A 14,527-nucleotide genomic window follows, 5' to 3' on the forward strand; every position below is an offset into this window, starting at 1 on the left:
CCTCCGGGCGCTTCCCTTCGGTCTTGCGTTTCCGACTCTATCAGACCGTTTCCGTATCCGATTTCCTCGGTGCTTTCCAGGTTCCCGCTTCCGCGTTTCCCTTTCCGGCGAGTCCGACTGTAGCAGACCTTTTCAGGTCCGCCTCCCCGTCGGAGGGGTTCGCCTTCCGGCCTTTCGACGCTTTCGCGTTTCGTGGCCTTTCGACATTCACTACGTTAGCCGATTCCCTCGGTGACTCATAATCGAGTTCTGCGGGTTCGAATTCGGGCATGCGGGCACGCCGAATAAACCCCCGTCGAGGGGAAGTCGTAGGTAGTGGTTTGGCCGCTCTCGGCTGCTGGCTGAACGCCGTAACCGGTTCAAGCGGCTCGGGCTACATTACGGATCGCCAAGGGGCGCGTCAAGTTGAACGGCGGCGGGGCACATGGGCCCTGTACGGACTCACCGTCGGGTGGTCGGCGGTCCAGAAACGCCGAGGGGGATCCTCCGTCACCGGAGACCCTGGTGCGCGGACCGTCGCGTACCTGGTCGGAGGGTACGTGTGTCCCCCTGAGCAGTGTCAAGGGTGATCCTTCGGGACCGCGGGAGTCCGCCCCGTCCGGTGATCGGTCCGCCCCTGGTGCCGTCGCGAGGCGCGCCGGCCCTTTGGCCAGTTCCTTGTCGTATCGGGCCGAGAGTCGACGTTTGCGGGCGAGGCCCACGCCCTCGGTGACCTCGTCGGCCAGGACACGGGGCACGGCGGCTCAGGCTCCGTGGGAAGGCTTGGCTCTCGGGCTCAGCCGGTACGCCGAGACCGTCGGATCGCCGGCGAGGTAGAAGCGGTGCTGCCAGTCGTGGGCTTTGCTCACGCCTACCCGGGGACCGATCCGGATGAGCGAGGCGGGCACCGGCTCCCCCTCCGACAGCGTGACCGAGGCGCCCGTCAGGAGATCCGAGCCGTTGTGCTCTGCCGTGACCCCGAGCGCTTGGCAGAAGTTCCCCGGTCCTCGCGCGAGACGTGAACTCTCGGCCATGCCCCCTCGACGCCTGCGTGCCAGGTCCTCCCCTTCGATGACCCTGCCCGCCCGGACGAGGACGGCTGAAGCGGCGCCGTCCGTCCCGGTGACGACGTTGGCGCACCAGTGGAGACCGTGGGACCGGTATACGTACAGGTGTCCCGCCGGTCCGAACATGACGGCGTTGCGGGGTGTCATGCCCCGGTAGGCGTGGGAGGCGGGGTCGGCCGCACCGGAGTACGCCTCGGTCTCCGTGATGGCGATGCTCACGGTTCCCTCGGAGGTCTCGTGGGTGAGGACGGCGCCGAGCAGCCTGGGGGCGACTTCTTCCGCGGGACGAGCGAGATCCATGAGGTTCATGCTGACCCACTCGACGCGTCATGGGCGAAGTGGGCGTGCGCAGGGCCAGGCAGGCCCGGCCGGACGCGTCCCGGCAGGTCGGGGCGGCGTCCGGGACGGGGTGGCCGAAGAGGTCCCGCGTCAGGGGCGTACGGTCAGGGGCCGCGATCACGGCGTACGAGTCCGGTCCCTCCGGCCTCACCGGCGGGGTACGGTCCGGGGCTGTTCGGGACGGTCCGGACGGATATCCGCCCGCGGGGTGGTCAGGCGCCCTCTCCCTTGTAAGGGTGGGGGCGCGGAACCGGCCGGGGCCGGATCGCGTTTGTAGGGATCAAGGGATCCGGACAGACGGAGAACGAACAGGCATTGCCTGGGGAGGAAGTGACGACATGGGGTTCAAGCGGCTGCTCGCGAGCCTGGGGGCCGGTGGGGCTTCGGTCGAGACGGTGCTGACCGAGGCCAACACCGTTCCGGGCGGCGTCGTCCAGGGTGAGGTGCGGATCCAGGGGGGTTCGGTCGACCAGTCGATCGAGGGCCTGTCCGTCGGCCTACAGGCCAAGGTCGAGGTCGAGGGCCACGACGACCAGGAGTACAAGCAGGACATCGAGTTCACGAAGCTGCGCCTCGGCGGGGCCTTCCAGCTCCAGGCCGGCGCCGTGCACACGGTCCCGTTCGGGCTGGAGATCCCGTGGGAGACGCCGATCACCATGATCGACGGGCAGGCCCTGCGCGGGATGAACATCGGTGTGACCACCGAGCTGGAGATCGCCCGCGCCATCGACTCGGGTGACCTCGACCCGATCAACGTGCACCCGATGCCGGCGCAGAAGGCGATTCTCGACGCCTTCATCCAGCTCGGCTTCCGCTTCAAGAACGCGGACATGGAGAAGGGCCACATCCGCAACACGCGTCAGCGGCTGCCGTTCTACCAGGAGATCGAGTTCTACCCGCCGTCGCAGTACCGCGGGCTGAACCAGGTGGAGCTGAGCTTCGTCGCGGACGACCGTGCGATGGACGTCGTCCTGGAGATGGACAAGAAGCCGGGCCTCTTCAGCGAGGGCAGTGACTCCTACCGTTCCTTCGAGGTGGGTCTGAACGACTTCCACGGCACCGACTGGGCCGGATACCTGAACCACTGGCTGTCGGAGGTCGGCAGCAAGCGCAGCTGGTTCTAGGCTCGGAGCACGGATTCCGCCGTTCAGGAGGTATTGACGTGACCGAGCTCAAGAGGCCGCCGCTTCCGCACGACTTCCATCCGCCGGTGCCGGCGTTCACCCTCGTCAGCGAGGATGTCGAGCCGGGTGCGGTGCTGAAGGACGCGCAGGTCTACGCGGCGGGGAACACCTCTCCGCAGCTGAGCTGGGAGGGCTTTCCGCCGGAGACCAAGAGCTTCGCCGTGACGTGCTTCGATCCTGACGCCCCGACGGGGAGCGGGTTCTGGCACTGGGTGCTGTTCGACATCCCGGTCTCGGTGACGGAGCTGCCCACGGGCGCGGGCAGCGGCAAGTTCGAGGGTCTTCCCGACGGCGCCGTCCAGGTGCGCAACGACTACGGGTCCCGGGACTTCGGTGGCGCCGCGCCGCCGGCCGGGGATCCCGCGCACCGGTACGTCTTCACGGTGTACGCCGTGGACCAGGAGAAGCTCGGTCCCGACGCGGAGGTGTCCCCCGCCGTCGTGGGCTTCAACCTGCGGTTCCACACGCTGGCGCGCGCCCAGTTGATCGGTGAGTACGCCGCCCCCGCCACAAACTGACGTTCACCGAACGTTTGCCCGTCCCTGGTCTTGGAAGTGATCAGGGGCGGGCACTTTTATTGCGTTGTCCATCTCGGCGTGCCCGGCCAGAGTTGATCCCAGCCCGCCGTCGGGGGGGCCGGTGCGCAATGGAGGTGGGCTGGATGCGGGACACGCTGGTACTGAACGCGAGCTTCGAGCCGCTGTCGACAGTGACGTTGAACCGAGCCGTCGTTCTGGTGCTTCAGGACAAGGCCGTCGTCGAGCAGGCCCATCCCGAACTGCGCATGCGCGGTGCCGCGCTGGACATACCCGTGCCCCGGGTGATCAGGCTCTGCCGGTACGTCCGGGTGCCGTTCCGAAGACAAGCCCCGTGGTCGAGGCGGGGTGTGCTGGTACGCGACCGGCACCGGTGCGCCTACTGCGGGCGCCGGGCCACGACCGTGGACCACGTCGTACCGCGGGCCCAGGGCGGTCAGGACTCGTGGCTGAACACCGTGGCCTCCTGCGCCGAGGACAATCACCGCAAGGCCGACCGTACGCCGGAGCAGGCCCAGATGCCCTTGCTGCGGCAGCCGTTCGAGCCGACGCCCGCGGACGCCATGCTGCTGGCGCTCGGTCAGGACGACTACGACGCGCTGCCGGAGTGGCTGGCCCAGTCGGCCGCGTAGCCCGTACGGCATGACGATGGGGCCCACCTCCCGCGGGAGGTGGGCCCCATCGTCATGCCGTCATCGTCGTGGCGTCGTCCGCGTCAGTCCGTGATGGACGGCTTCTCGCGGCGCTCGGAGCCGCCTCCGGAGGCTGCCGCGGGGGCTCCGCCGCCCGAACCTCCGCCCAGTCCGCCGAAGTTGCCCATGGCGCCGCTGAGGCCCTTGAGGGCGTCGCCGATCTCGCTGGGCACGATCCAGAGCTTGTTGGCGTCGCCCTCGGCGATCTTCGGGAGCATCTGGAGGTACTGGTAGGAGAGGAGCTTCTGGTCCGGGTCCCCGGCGTGGATGGCCTCGAAGACCGTACGGACGGCCTGGGCCTCGCCCTCGGCGCGCAGGGCCGCGGCCTTGGCCTCACCCTCGGCGCGCAGGATCGCTGACTGCTTCTCACCCTCGGCGGTGAGGATCTGGGACTGGCGGATGCCTTCCGCGGTGAGGATCGCGGCTCGCTTGTCACGGTCGGCGCGCATCTGCTTCTCCATCGAGTCCTGGATGGAGGTGGGCGGCTCGATCGCCTTCAGCTCGACGCGGTTGACGCGGATGCCCCACTTGCCGGTGGCCTCGTCGAGGACTCCGCGCAGGGCCGCGTTGATCTCCTCGCGGGAGGTCAGGGTCCGCTCCAGGTCCATGCCGCCGATGATGTTGCGGAGCGTGGTGACGGTGAGCTGCTCGATCGCCTGGATGTAGCTGGCGACCTCGTACGTCGCGGCTCGTGCGTCGGTGACCTGGTAGTAGATGACGGTGTCGATGTTGACGACCAGGTTGTCCTGGGTGATCACCGGCTGCGGCGGGAACGGCACGACCTGCTCACGCAGGTCGATGCGGTTGCGGATCGAGTCTATGAACGGGACGACGATGTTGAGGCCGGCGTTCAGCGTCCGCGTGTAGCGGCCGAACCGCTCGACGATGGCCGCGCTGGCCTGCGGGATGACCTGGATGGTCTTGATCAGGGCGATGAAGACCAGCACCACCAGAATGATCAGGACGATGATGATCGGTTCCATCGATGCTCCCCGTACCCTTCTCCACTCGGCAATTGCGAAAGATCTTATGGGTGTTGAAGATCTTGCTGGTCGAGTCTGACAGAACGTCGTCTGCCACGTGGGGCGTTCGGTTCACTTGCGTCGTACGAGGTCACATCACGATCGCCGTGGCTCCGTCGATGTCCACGACATCCACTTCCTGGCCCACCTCGTAGGCCTGTGTTCCGTCGAGGGAGCGCGCGGACCAGATCTCTCCGCCGAGCTTGACGCGGCCGGCCCCCGAACCGTCCACGCGTTCCAGGACGATGGCCTGCTTGCCCTTCAACGCCTCGATCCCGGTGGCGAGTTCGGGGAGCTGGGTGCGATGCCGGGCCGCGACGGGACGTACGACGGCGATGAGCGCGACCGACACGATCACGAAGACGAGCACCTGTAGGACGACACCACCGCCGAGGCCCGCGGCGACCGCCGCTGCGACGGCACCCACGGAGAGCATGCCGAACTCCGGCATCGCGGTCACCACGAGCGGAATGCCGAGCCCGGCCGCCCCGACCAGCCACCACACCCATGCGTTGATGTCGTCCACACGGTCATGGTAGGACCGCGGCCCCCCGGCGGACAGAGCGCACGATCACGTCGGTCGCGTCGGCCGAGGGGTGCGCGGGTGCGCGGGCGGGGCGGTTCAGCCCATCGGCAGGCCCTGCGCGGTCCAGCGGTCGCCGACCTGCTCGACGACGAGGGGGAGGCCGAAGCAGAGGGAGAGGTTGCGCGAGGTGAGTTCGAGTTCCAGCGGACCGGCGGCGAGCACCTTGCCCTGACGGATCATCAGGACGTGGGTGAAGCCGGGGGCGATCTCCTCGACGTGGTGCGTGACCATGATCATGGAGGGGGCGATCGGGTCGCGGGCGAGCCGGCCGAGGCGGCGCACGAGGTCCTCGCGGCCGCCGAGGTCGAGGCCGGCCGCGGGCTCGTCGAGGAGCAGCAGCTCGGGGTCGGTCATCAGGGCGCGGGCGATCAGGGTGCGCTTGCGCTCGCCCTCGGAGAGGGTCCCGAACCTGCGCTCCAGGTAGTCGCTCATGCCGAGGCGGTCGAGGAAGGCGCGGGCGCGCTGCTCGTCGATGTCCTCGTAGTCCTCGTGCCACCCGGCGGTCATGCCGTACGCGGCGGTGAGGACCGTCTGCAGGACGGTCTGGCTCTTGGGGAGCTTCTCGGCCATCGCGATACCGGCGATGCCGATGCGCGGGCGCAGCTCGAAGACGTCGACCTGGCCGAGGGTCTCACCGAGGATCGTGGTGGTGCCCGTGCTGGGGAAGAGGTAGCTGGAAGCGACGTTCAGGAGGGTCGTCTTCCCGGCGCCGTTGGGGCCGAGGATGACCCAGCGCTCCCCCTCCTTGACCGACCAGGAGACCTGGTCCACCAGAGCCCGGCCCTCGCGGACCACGGATACGTCCACCAGTTCCAGTACATCGCTCATGAGCGCGTTGTCTCCCATTGCAGTCTTGGTCGTCGCTTACGTCTGTGGACGAAGCCCCCAGGGAAAACCTACGCCACCGGTCGGCCGCACCGACCCATCGGCCGGTCCTTAGGGTGGGAGCATGCTCTCGGAACCACGCTCAGGACAACTCGCCGCATGGGGAAATGCCCTATTGGCCGGACTTGTCTCTCCGGATGACGCCGTGCTCGCCATCGTCGGGGACGACGCGGTGCACCGGATCGAGGGGCTGCCCGGCGAGTCGGGGCCCGTCGGGCTCACGCTCGGCCTCGGCCGGCTGCGCACGCTCGGGGTGACCGGACTGCGGGTCGCGCTGCCCGCGCCGGGGCATCCGCTCGGACTCAGCGGGCCGCCCGCGTTCAACGCGCGGGCCCTCGACGCCGAGGAGGCCGTGGTCTGCCACGGCGCGGCGCTGGGGCTCGTGCCCGAGGTGTACGAGGCCGGGCCCGCCGGTGACGTACATGTCGAGGTCGTCTGGCACTGCCTCGCCGTACGGGAGGCGCCGCCCGCCGACGTGCCCTCGCTCGGGGAGGCCGAGCGGGAGCTGGCGGAGGCGCTCCGTGAGGCGACGGAGGTGCTGTCACGGCTGGACGTGGCCGGGTCGGGGCCGGTCGCGGCGGCGGCGATCGACGCGTACCGGGCGCGGGCCGAGCGGGGGCGGGAGGTGCTGGCCCCGGGGTACCCGCCGCGGGCGGTGCGCGTGCTGGAGCTGGCTCAGCGGGTGGGAATGCTGATTTCCGTGGCGTACGAGAGCGGGCACGGCGGCGCGGTGAGCGCGTCGGAGATGGCCGCCCGGGCCGAGGCCCTGCGGCCGGTGGAGCGGACGGCCCGGCGGGCGCAGGTGGCCGCGTACAACGCCTTCGTGGAGGAACGGGAGCGTGGGGCGCGCTGAGGTTGCGCGGCGCGCGGGGGGCGCGTTCGCGGTGTCGGTCCGGTGGAGGGTCGGGGCCGCGCCGGGACATCCGCCCGCATCCGGACGGATCCCAGCGGGGTCGAGAGGTGTGGGTCGGTTCTGATCCGTCCGGCCTGCGGGCATCTGATGTACCGGCACGGCCCCTCCCGCCGGATCCCGGCCGCGGGTGGTCGGTGGCTCGGGTGCGGTGGCTCGGGTGCGGTGCCTCGGATGCGGTGCCTCGCGGGCGTGAAGACCCAGCCCCTTCAGCGTTTGAGGGGCGGAGGTCCGGGTGCGGGAAGGGTAGGGGCGGAGAAACGGCTGGGTCGGGGACGGTCCGGTTCAGTCCGCGATTCCGTGGCGTACGGCCCAGAGCGCGGCCTGGGTGCGGTCGGCGAGGTCGAGTTTCATCAGGATGTTCGATACATGGGTCTTCACCGTCTTCTCGGAGAGGACGAGAGCGCGGGCGATCTCCCGGTTGGAGCGGCCGTCCGCGATCAGGCCGAGCACCTCCCGCTCCCGCTCCGTGAGCGAAACGCCTCTCCCCTGGTTCGAGTTGACCTCTTCCTGGGACAGCAGGACGCTCGCGACCTCGGGTTGCAGGACGACGTGTCCCGCGTGGACCGAGCGGATGGCTCCGGCCAGTGCGTCGGGGTCGACGTCCTTGTAGACGTATCCGGCGGCGCCCGCGCGCAGGGCCGGCACCACCGTGCGCTGCTCGGTGAAGCTGGTGACGATCAGCACCCGCGCGGGGTTGGCGAGTTCGCGGAGTTTGCGCAGCGCGTCGATGCCGTCCATCCCCGGCATCTTGACGTCCATGAGGACGATGTCCGGTTTCAGTTCCTCGGCGCGGTCGACGCCTTCGGCTCCGTCGGACGCCTCGCCGATGACCTCGATGTCGTCCTGCACCTCGAGGAAGGTGCGCAGTCCCCGGCGGACGACCTGGTGGTCGTCGACGAGCAGCACCTTGATTGCGTCAGCCACCAGGGACCTCCATCTCGATCACGGTGCCCTTCCCGGGCGCCGATTCCACGGTGAGTGTGCCGCCGACCCCGCTCGTCCGGTCCCGCATCGACACCAGGCCGAGATGGCGGCCGGCGCTGCGGGTCGCGGCGGGGTCGAAACCGCTGCCGTCGTCGCGGACGTGCAGGACGGCGCCGGGTCCGCGCCGGTCCAGGGTGACGTCGACGCGGGTGGCGCCGGAGTGCCGCAGCGCGTTGTGCAGGGCCTCCTGGGAGACCCTGAGCACGGCTTCCTCCTGGGAGGCGGGCAGTGCCCGTACACCGTGGCTGGAGAAGGTCACGCGGGCGGAGTGGGCGCGGTCGAGGACCTGGACCTGGGTGCGCAGGGTGGCGACGAGACCGTCCTCGTCGAGGGCGGCGGGGCGCAGCTCGACGACGGCCGCGCGCAGTTCCTCGGTGGCCTCCGCGGCGAGCGCGGCCACGTGCTGGAGTTCGCCCTTGGCGCGGGAGGGGTCACGGTCGACGAGGGTGGCGGCGGCCTGCGCGGTCAGGCGCAGGGAGAACAGCTTCTGGCTGACGGCGTCGTGCAGTTCGTGCGCGAGCCGGGAGCGCTCCTCGGCGATGGTGAGCTCGCGGCTGCGCTCGTAGAGCCGGGCGTTGGTCAGGGCGATCGCCGCGTGCTGGGCGAGGATGGTGAGGAGTTCCTCGTCGTCCTCGGTGAATCCGCAGCGGCCGTCGGGACACGGTGGTGCCCCCTCGGGGCGCACCTTGTTCGCGAGGAAGAGCGCGCCGATGATCTCGTCGCCGTCGCGGATGGGCAGGCCCAGGAAGTCGGACATGTCGGGGTGGGCCGCGGGCCAGCCCTCGAAGCGGGGGTCCTGGCGCACGTCGGCCAGGCGCTCGGGGCGGGCCTCGCGCAGCATCGCGGCGAGGATGCCGTGCTGGCGCGGGAGCGGTCCGATGGCCTTCCACTGTGCGTCGCTGACCCCGTCGACGACGAACTGGGCGAAGCCGCCGTGGTCGTCGGGTACGCCCAGGGCCGCGTACTGCGCGTCGATCAGCTCGCGGGCCGAAGCGACGATCGTCTTGAGGACGTCGCGCACTTCGAGGTGCCTGCTCATGGCCAGCAGCGCGGAACTCACCGCGGACAGGCCCGACCGGGGTCCGTGACTCATGGGCCCCAAACTACCTGCGGGGTGTGACAGCGCGTATCGGGCCGGTGGCCTCGCCCGCCGGTCCCTTGGACCTAGGACGAAGGGCCCCTGATCGTTGCGGCCCTCGTACGAGGCGCTCGCGCGGGCCCCGTTCCTACCGTGAGGGCATCCGCCGGGAAGGCGGCCGGAGCGAGGGGACGGATGTCATGCCGGTAGCGATCGTCACAGGGGCTTCGAAGGGACTGGGGAGGGCGCTCGGCGCGGCGCTGGCGGAGCGTGGCTGGGATCTGGTGCTCGACGCCAGGACGGCCGGGGTGCTGGAGGAGACCGCGGAGGCGCTGTCCGCGTACGGGACGCGGGTGGAGGCCCTGCCCGGGGACGTGACGGACGCCGGTCACCGTGCCGAGCTGGTGGCGGCGGCCCGGAAGCTGGGCGGGGTCGACCTGCTGGTGAACAACGCGAGCGCGCTGGGCGCGGAGCCGCTGGTACGGCTGGAGGAGCTGGGTCTGGAGGGGCTGCGGCGGGCCCTGGAGGTCAACGTGGTCGCCGCGCTGGGCCTGGTCCAGGAGGCGCTGCCGCTGCTGCGGGGGGCCGGGGCGGGCGCCGTCGTCGTCGTCAGCTCGGACGCCGCGGTGCAGGCGTACGGGACGTGGGGCGGCTACGGGGCCTCGAAGGCGGCGCTGGACCGCCTCTCGGCGGTGCTCGGCGAGGAGGAACCCGGTCTGCGGGTGTGGGCGGTGGATCCGGGGGACATGGGGACGGACCTCTACGCGGCGGCGGTACCGGACGACGACGATCCGCGGCCGGCGCCGGACCGTGTGGTTCCGGCCTTCCTGCGTCTGCTCGACGAACGGCCGGCCAGTGGGCGCTACACGGCTTCGGACCTGCTGGAGGAGCGGTGACGACGGCGATGGGGGCCACTCGGGCGGGGCGCGGCCGGAAGCGGGGAGGCGTTCCGGAGGAGTTGTCGGCGCGGGTGCCCGCGGAGCAGCGCGGTGCCGGGCGTGACCGGGATTCCGTACGGCTGCTGGTGTCGCGCGGTACCGAGGTGTCGCACCACGCGTTCGTGGAACTGCCCCGGCTGCTGAGGGCCGGGGACCTGCTGATCGTCAACACCTCGGCCACGCTGGCGGCGGCCGTGGACGGGCGGATCGGGCACGCGCGCGTGGTGGTGCACTTCTCCACGCGCGGCGACGACGGACGGTGGGCGGTCGAGCTGCGGGATCCCGACGGAAGGGGAACCACGCGCGCGCGTGCGGGCGGGCCCGCGGGAACAGTGGTGCGCCTGCCCGGGGACGTGCGCCTCGTCCTGGAGGAACCGCTGAGCGAGCGGGGGGCGCGGCTGTGGTGGGGGCGGGTGCCGGACACGGACGTGCCGGCTCTGCTGCGGCGGTACGGGCGGCCCATCCGCTACTCCTACACCGAGCGGGACCAGCCGCTGTCCGTGTACCAGACGGTGTTCGCGCTGCCGTCGGACGACGGGTCGGGGAGCGCGGAGATGCCGAGCGCGGCACGCCCCTTCACCTCGCGTCTGGTGGCGGAGCTGGTGAGCCGGGGGGTGCAGTTCGCGCCGGTCACCCTGCACACGGGGGTCGCCTCGGCGGAGGCGCACGAGCCGCCGTATCCGGAACGGTTCGAGGTTCCGGCGGTGTCGGCCCGGCTGATCAACGCCGCGCGGGCGGGCGGGGGCCGGATCGTCGCGGTCGGTACGACGGCGGTGCGGGCCGTGGAGTCCGCGGTCTCGGAGGACGGGCTGGTCCGGGCGGCGAAGGGGTGGACCGGTCTCGTGGTGACTCCGGAGCGGGGCGTGCGGGCCGTCGACGGGCTGCTGACCGGACTGCACGAACCGGAGGCCTCGCATCTGCTGATGCTGGAGGCGATCGCGGGGGACGCGGCGGTGGACCGGGGCTACGCCGAGGCGCTGCGCAGGCGCTACCTCTGGCACGAGTTCGGGGACGTGCACCTCATCCTCCCCCCGGAAAAGCCCTCACTCTGAGCATTGCTCACGCAACTCCACGTCAGAATGATCAAGGTCCCCTGTGAGCCCTCGCATAGGGTCCAGGTCACGTACGAAGGAACATAGGAGATAAAAGGGACAAGATGAACTGGGAAGACGTGTCAGTCTGCCCCGATTTGCCCCATACGTGTCCACTATCCGACTTCGTAGGTCACATCTTTGCCAGGGCATTTTGCGGCCGCTAAGAATTGCTCATGTCGCTCAGCGCCTCGGGTTCTCCCCCGGGGCGTTTGTTCCGGAAACACAGTCCCGACCGGGACGAAGAGCGACCTCCGCGCTATTCGAAGAGGTCTATCAGTCATGCCCAAGAACATTGCCGCCCGTGGTCATAGTCCGAAGCTGACCAAGCTCCACAAGCTTTCGGTCGCCGGTGTGGCCACCCTCGGTGCCGCCGCCCTCGCGTTCTCCCTGGCGCCGAGCGGCTCCCACACCACCACCGACGCCGCCGCCCCCGCGGCGCCGGTCGCCTACAGCGGTCAGCAGATCAAGGGCGTCGAGGCCGGTGTCGCCGGTACGAGCGGCGCCGCGCTGAAGGCGCAGACCATCGAGGCCAAGCACAAGGCCGCGGCGGACTCCGCGGCCGCGGCGAAGAAGAAGGCGGCCGCCCAGGCCGCCGCCGCGAAGAAGGCGGCCGAGCAGAAGGCCGCGGCGAAGAAGGCCGCCGTCCAGGCCGCCGCGAAGAAGAAGGCCGCCGCGTCGCGCGCCGAGAGCGCCACCGCGAGCCGCTCCACGCACCGCATCCAGATGGAGACGGTCGCCGCGAAGACGTACCCCAACAACCTCGACGGCTGGATCCGCGAGTCCCTCGACATCATGAAGGCCAAGGGCATCCCCGGCACCTACCAGGGGCTGCACAAGAACATCATGCGTGAGTCCTCGGGCAACCCGATGGCCATCAACGACTGGGACATCAACGCCATCAACGGCATCCCGTCGAAGGGCCTGCTCCAGGTCATCCCGCCGACGTTCAAGGCCTACCACGTGGCCGGCACCTCGTGGAACATCTACGACCCGGTCGCCAACATCACCGCCGCCTGCAACTACGCCGCCGACAAGTACGGTTCCATGGACAACGTCAACAGCGCGTACTGAGGACTCAGCGCGGAGTTCCCACACAGACGCCGAAGGGCGGCACCCCGGTCGGGGGTGCCGCCCTCGCGTCGTTCCCGGGCGTCTACTTGCGCATGACCTCGGGCTCGTGGCGGCGCAGGAAGCGGGCCACGAAGAAGCCGCAGACGACACCGAGGACGACCAGCGCGATCATGTCCACGGTCCAGGCCCCGGCCGCGTGGTCCCACAGCGGGTCCGTGCTCGTCGGATCGTCCTGGTTCGGGAAGATGTTGTTCAGGTCCAGCGTCGCCCCGGACGCGGCCACCGCCCAGCGGGCCGGCATCAGGTACGAGAACTGGTTGACGCCCACCGTGCCGTTCAGGATGAACAGGCAGCCGGTGAAGACCACCTGGACGATCGCGAACATGACCAGGAGCGGCATGGTCTTCTCCGCGGTCTTCACCAGCGAGGAGATGATCAGACCGAACATCATCGACACGAAGCCCAGCAGCATGATCGGCAGCGTGAGCTCGACCTTGGGCAGGCTCTTGAGGATCAGGCCCTCGGACGGCACCTCGCGGCTGCCGAAGCCGATGGCACCGACCAGCGCGCCCTGCAGCATGGTGATCACGCCGAGGACGATCACCTTGGACATCAGGTACGCCGAGCGCGACAGACCCGTCGCACGCTCCCGCTCGTAGATCACCCGTTCCTTGATCAGCTCGCGGACCGAGTTGGCGGCGCCCGCGAAGCACGCGCCGACCGCGAGGATCAGCAGCACGGTCGTGGCGGTGCCGTTCGCGACATGGGCGCCCGACGGCAGGATCCTGTCGTTGACCAGGAGCGTCTTGCCGTTGTCGATGAGCAGGCTGACCGAGCCCAGGACCGCGGGCAGGATCACCGTCAGCGCCAGGAAGCCCTTGTCCGACCCGATCACCGAGAGATAGCGGCGCATCAGCGTCATCAGCTGGGAGCCCCAGCCCTGCGGCTTCGGCGGCTTCATCGCCTGCGCGGGCGGCATCTGCGTCGACTGCGGAGCCACCGCGTCGATGTCCGCCGCGTACATCTGGTAGTGCTGCGAGCCCTTCCAGCGGCCCGCCCAGTCGTAGTCGCGGTAGTTCTCGAACGCGGAGAACACGTCGGCCCAGGTCTCGTAGCCGAAGAAGTTCAGCGCCTCCTCCGGCGGACCGAAGTAGGCGACGGCACCGCCGGGCGCCATCACGAGGAGCTTGTCGCAGATCGCCAGCTCCGCCACCGAGTGCGTGACGACCAGGACCGTACGGCCGTCGTCGGCGAGGCCGCGCAGCAGCTGCATGACATCGCGGTCCATGCCCGGGTCGAGACCGGAGGTCGGCTCGTCCAGGAAGATCAGCGACGGCTTGGTGAGCAGCTCCAGGGCCACGGAGACGCGCTTGCGCTGGCCACCGGAGAGGGAGGTGACCTTCTTCTCCTTGTGGATGTCCAGCTTCAGCTCGCGCAGCACCTCGTCTATGCGCGCCTCGCGCTCCTCACCCGTGGTGTCGGCGGGGAAGCGCAGCTTGGCCGCGTACTTGAGGGCCTTCTTGACGGTCAGCTCCTTGTGCAGGATGTCGTCCTGCGGGACCAGACCGATGCGCTGGCGCAGCTCGGCGAACTGCTTGTACAGGTTCCGGTTGTCGTAGAGGACGTCGCCCTGGTTGGCGGGGCGGTAGCCCGTGAGCGCCTTCAGGAGCGTCGACTTGCCGGAACCCGACGGACCGATGACCGCGACGAGCGACTTCTCGGGCACGCCGAAGGAGACGTCCTTGAGGATCTGCTTGCCGCCGTCGACGGTGACCGTCAGGTGGCGGGCCGAGAAGGAGACCTCACCGGTGTCGACGAACTCCTCGAGCCGGTCGCCGACCAGCCGGAACGTCGAGTGGCCGACGCCGACGATGTCGTGCGGGCCGAGCAGCGCGGAGCCGCCCTTGGCGATCGGCATACCGTTGACGTACGTGCCGTTGTGCGAGCCGAGGTCGCGGATCTCGAAGCGGCCGTCCGGCGTCGCGTGGAACTCGGCGTGGTGGCGCGAGACCTGGAGGTCGGAGACCACCAGCTCGTTCTCCAGCGCACGGCCGATCCGCATCACGCGGCCGAGCGAGAACTGGTGGAACGTCGTCGGGCTGCGGTCGCCGTAGACCGGCGGTGCCCCCGCGCCGCCACCGGGTCCCTGCTGCTGCGGA

The 14,527-nt window shown here is 69.9% G+C and carries 14 protein-coding genes and 1 pseudogene; 7 read left to right on the forward strand and 8 right to left on the reverse strand.

The features are described from left to right. Positions 1-400: 400 nt before the first annotated feature. Both CW362_RS43035 and CW362_RS39695 read right to left on the reverse strand, forming a co-directional pair. A pseudogene (locus CW362_RS43035) lies at positions 401-722 on the reverse strand (DNA-3-methyladenine glycosylase); the annotation flags it as partial. A gap of 21 nt (positions 723-743) precedes the next feature. Next, entirely contained in the window at positions 744-1,355 is a 612-nt protein-coding gene (locus CW362_RS39695) for a DNA-3-methyladenine glycosylase (RefSeq protein ID WP_103554452.1), read from the reverse strand. A 368-nt stretch (positions 1,356-1,723) separates the two neighbouring features. Between CW362_RS39695 and CW362_RS39700 the strand changes: the two genes are divergently transcribed. The 3 genes from CW362_RS39700 (at position 1,724) to CW362_RS39710 (ending at position 3,737) form a co-directional block, all read left to right on the forward strand. Then, on the forward strand, positions 1,724-2,509 hold the full coding sequence (locus CW362_RS39700; RefSeq protein WP_103554453.1) for a sporulation protein: 786 nt from the start codon (positions 1,724-1,726) through the stop codon (positions 2,507-2,509). A gap of 38 nt (positions 2,510-2,547) precedes the next feature. After that, on the forward strand, positions 2,548-3,087 hold the full coding sequence (locus CW362_RS39705; protein ID WP_103554454.1) for a YbhB/YbcL family Raf kinase inhibitor-like protein: 540 nt from the start codon (positions 2,548-2,550) through the stop codon (positions 3,085-3,087). Between the two features lie 143 nt (positions 3,088-3,230). Next, entirely contained in the window at positions 3,231-3,737 is a 507-nt protein-coding gene (locus tag CW362_RS39710) for an HNH endonuclease (RefSeq protein ID WP_103554463.1), read from the forward strand. Positions 3,738-3,820: 83 nt separating this feature from the next. Here the strand turns inward: CW362_RS39710 and CW362_RS39715 are convergent, their stop codons facing one another. The 3 genes from CW362_RS39715 to CW362_RS39725 all read right to left on the reverse strand — a co-directional run bounded on the left by CW362_RS39715 (position 3,821) and on the right by CW362_RS39725 (position 6,233). Continuing rightward, positions 3,821-4,780 carry an SPFH domain-containing protein gene (locus tag CW362_RS39715; RefSeq protein WP_103554455.1) on the reverse strand — a complete coding sequence of 320 codons (960 nt, stop codon included), beginning with the start codon at positions 4,778-4,780 and terminating at the stop codon, positions 3,821-3,823. Positions 4,781-4,910: 130 nt separating this feature from the next. Further along, the gene (locus tag CW362_RS39720) at positions 4,911-5,345 is read right to left on the reverse strand and encodes an NfeD family protein (protein ID WP_103554456.1); all 435 of its coding nucleotides are present in this window, start codon (positions 5,343-5,345) and stop codon (positions 4,911-4,913) included. Positions 5,346-5,441: 96 nt separating this feature from the next. Further along, entirely contained in the window at positions 5,442-6,233 is a 792-nt protein-coding gene (locus tag CW362_RS39725; protein ID WP_103554464.1) for an ABC transporter ATP-binding protein, read from the reverse strand. A 121-nt stretch (positions 6,234-6,354) separates the two neighbouring features. On the opposite strand from CW362_RS39725, the gene CW362_RS39730 reads away from it, so the two are divergent. Continuing rightward, a complete protein-coding gene (locus CW362_RS39730; RefSeq protein WP_103554457.1) occupies positions 6,355-7,143 on the forward strand; it encodes a hypothetical protein in 789 nt (262 codons plus the stop codon). A 342-nt stretch (positions 7,144-7,485) separates the two neighbouring features. Here CW362_RS39730 and CW362_RS39735 read toward each other — a convergent pair whose 3' ends face one another. Then, positions 7,486-8,127, reverse strand: coding sequence for a response regulator (locus CW362_RS39735; RefSeq protein WP_103554458.1), 642 nt, complete (start codon positions 8,125-8,127; stop codon positions 7,486-7,488). Then, entirely contained in the window at positions 8,120-9,280 is a 1,161-nt protein-coding gene (locus tag CW362_RS39740) for a GAF domain-containing sensor histidine kinase (protein ID WP_103554459.1), read from the reverse strand. The genes CW362_RS39735 and CW362_RS39740 overlap by 8 nt, the downstream gene beginning before the upstream one ends. 185 nt (positions 9,281-9,465) lie before the next feature. On the opposite strand from CW362_RS39740, the gene CW362_RS39745 reads away from it, so the two are divergent. The 3 genes from CW362_RS39745 to CW362_RS39755 all read left to right on the forward strand — a co-directional run bounded on the left by CW362_RS39745 (position 9,466) and on the right by CW362_RS39755 (position 12,368). Continuing rightward, positions 9,466-10,161 (forward strand): SDR family NAD(P)-dependent oxidoreductase, encoded by a 696-nt coding sequence (locus CW362_RS39745; RefSeq protein ID WP_103554460.1) that lies wholly within the window; start codon positions 9,466-9,468, stop codon positions 10,159-10,161. Between the two features lie 8 nt (positions 10,162-10,169). Continuing rightward, positions 10,170-11,255 carry an S-adenosylmethionine:tRNA ribosyltransferase-isomerase gene (locus tag CW362_RS39750; RefSeq protein WP_103554465.1) on the forward strand — a complete coding sequence of 362 codons (1,086 nt, stop codon included), beginning with the start codon at positions 10,170-10,172 and terminating at the stop codon, positions 11,253-11,255. 321 nt (positions 11,256-11,576) lie between these two features. Further along, positions 11,577-12,368, forward strand: a complete 792-nt coding sequence (locus CW362_RS39755) for a transglycosylase SLT domain-containing protein (protein WP_103554461.1) — start codon at positions 11,577-11,579, stop codon at positions 12,366-12,368. 82 nt (positions 12,369-12,450) lie between these two features. Here the strand turns inward: CW362_RS39755 and CW362_RS39760 are convergent. Beyond that, a partial coding sequence (locus CW362_RS39760) for an ABC transporter ATP-binding protein/permease (RefSeq protein ID WP_103554462.1) occupies positions 12,451-14,527 on the reverse strand: 2,077 nt, incomplete at its 5' end.

Source organism: Streptomyces populi, from assembly GCF_002911015.1.
GTDB lineage: Bacteria > Actinomycetota > Actinomycetes > Streptomycetales > Streptomycetaceae > Streptomyces > Streptomyces populi.

What these genes read in the sequence shown, in the direction of transcription:
- CW362_RS39745 (WP_103554460.1), top strand. Translation starts at nt 9,466, where the DNA reads ATGCCGGTAGCGATCGTCACAGGGGCTTCGAAGGGACTGGGGAGGGCG.
- CW362_RS39750 (WP_103554465.1), top strand. Translation starts at nt 10,170, where the DNA reads ATGGGGGCCACTCGGGCGGGGCGCGGCCGGAAGCGGGGAGGCGTTCCG.
- CW362_RS39730 (WP_103554457.1), top strand. Translation starts at nt 6,355, where the DNA reads ATGCTCTCGGAACCACGCTCAGGACAACTCGCCGCATGGGGAAATGCC.
- CW362_RS39715 (WP_103554455.1), bottom strand. Translation starts at nt 4,780, where the DNA reads ATGGAACCGATCATCATCGTCCTGATCATTCTGGTGGTGCTGGTCTTC.
- CW362_RS39725 (WP_103554464.1), bottom strand. Translation starts at nt 6,233, where the DNA reads ATGAGCGATGTACTGGAACTGGTGGACGTATCCGTGGTCCGCGAGGGC.
- CW362_RS39710 (WP_103554463.1), top strand. Translation starts at nt 3,231, where the DNA reads ATGCGGGACACGCTGGTACTGAACGCGAGCTTCGAGCCGCTGTCGACA.
- CW362_RS39755 (WP_103554461.1), top strand. Translation starts at nt 11,577, where the DNA reads ATGCCCAAGAACATTGCCGCCCGTGGTCATAGTCCGAAGCTGACCAAG.
- CW362_RS39740 (WP_103554459.1), bottom strand. Translation starts at nt 9,280, where the DNA reads ATGAGTCACGGACCCCGGTCGGGCCTGTCCGCGGTGAGTTCCGCGCTG.
- CW362_RS39695 (WP_103554452.1), bottom strand. Translation starts at nt 1,355, where the DNA reads ATGAACCTCATGGATCTCGCTCGTCCCGCGGAAGAAGTCGCCCCCAGG.
- CW362_RS39700 (WP_103554453.1), top strand. Translation starts at nt 1,724, where the DNA reads ATGGGGTTCAAGCGGCTGCTCGCGAGCCTGGGGGCCGGTGGGGCTTCG.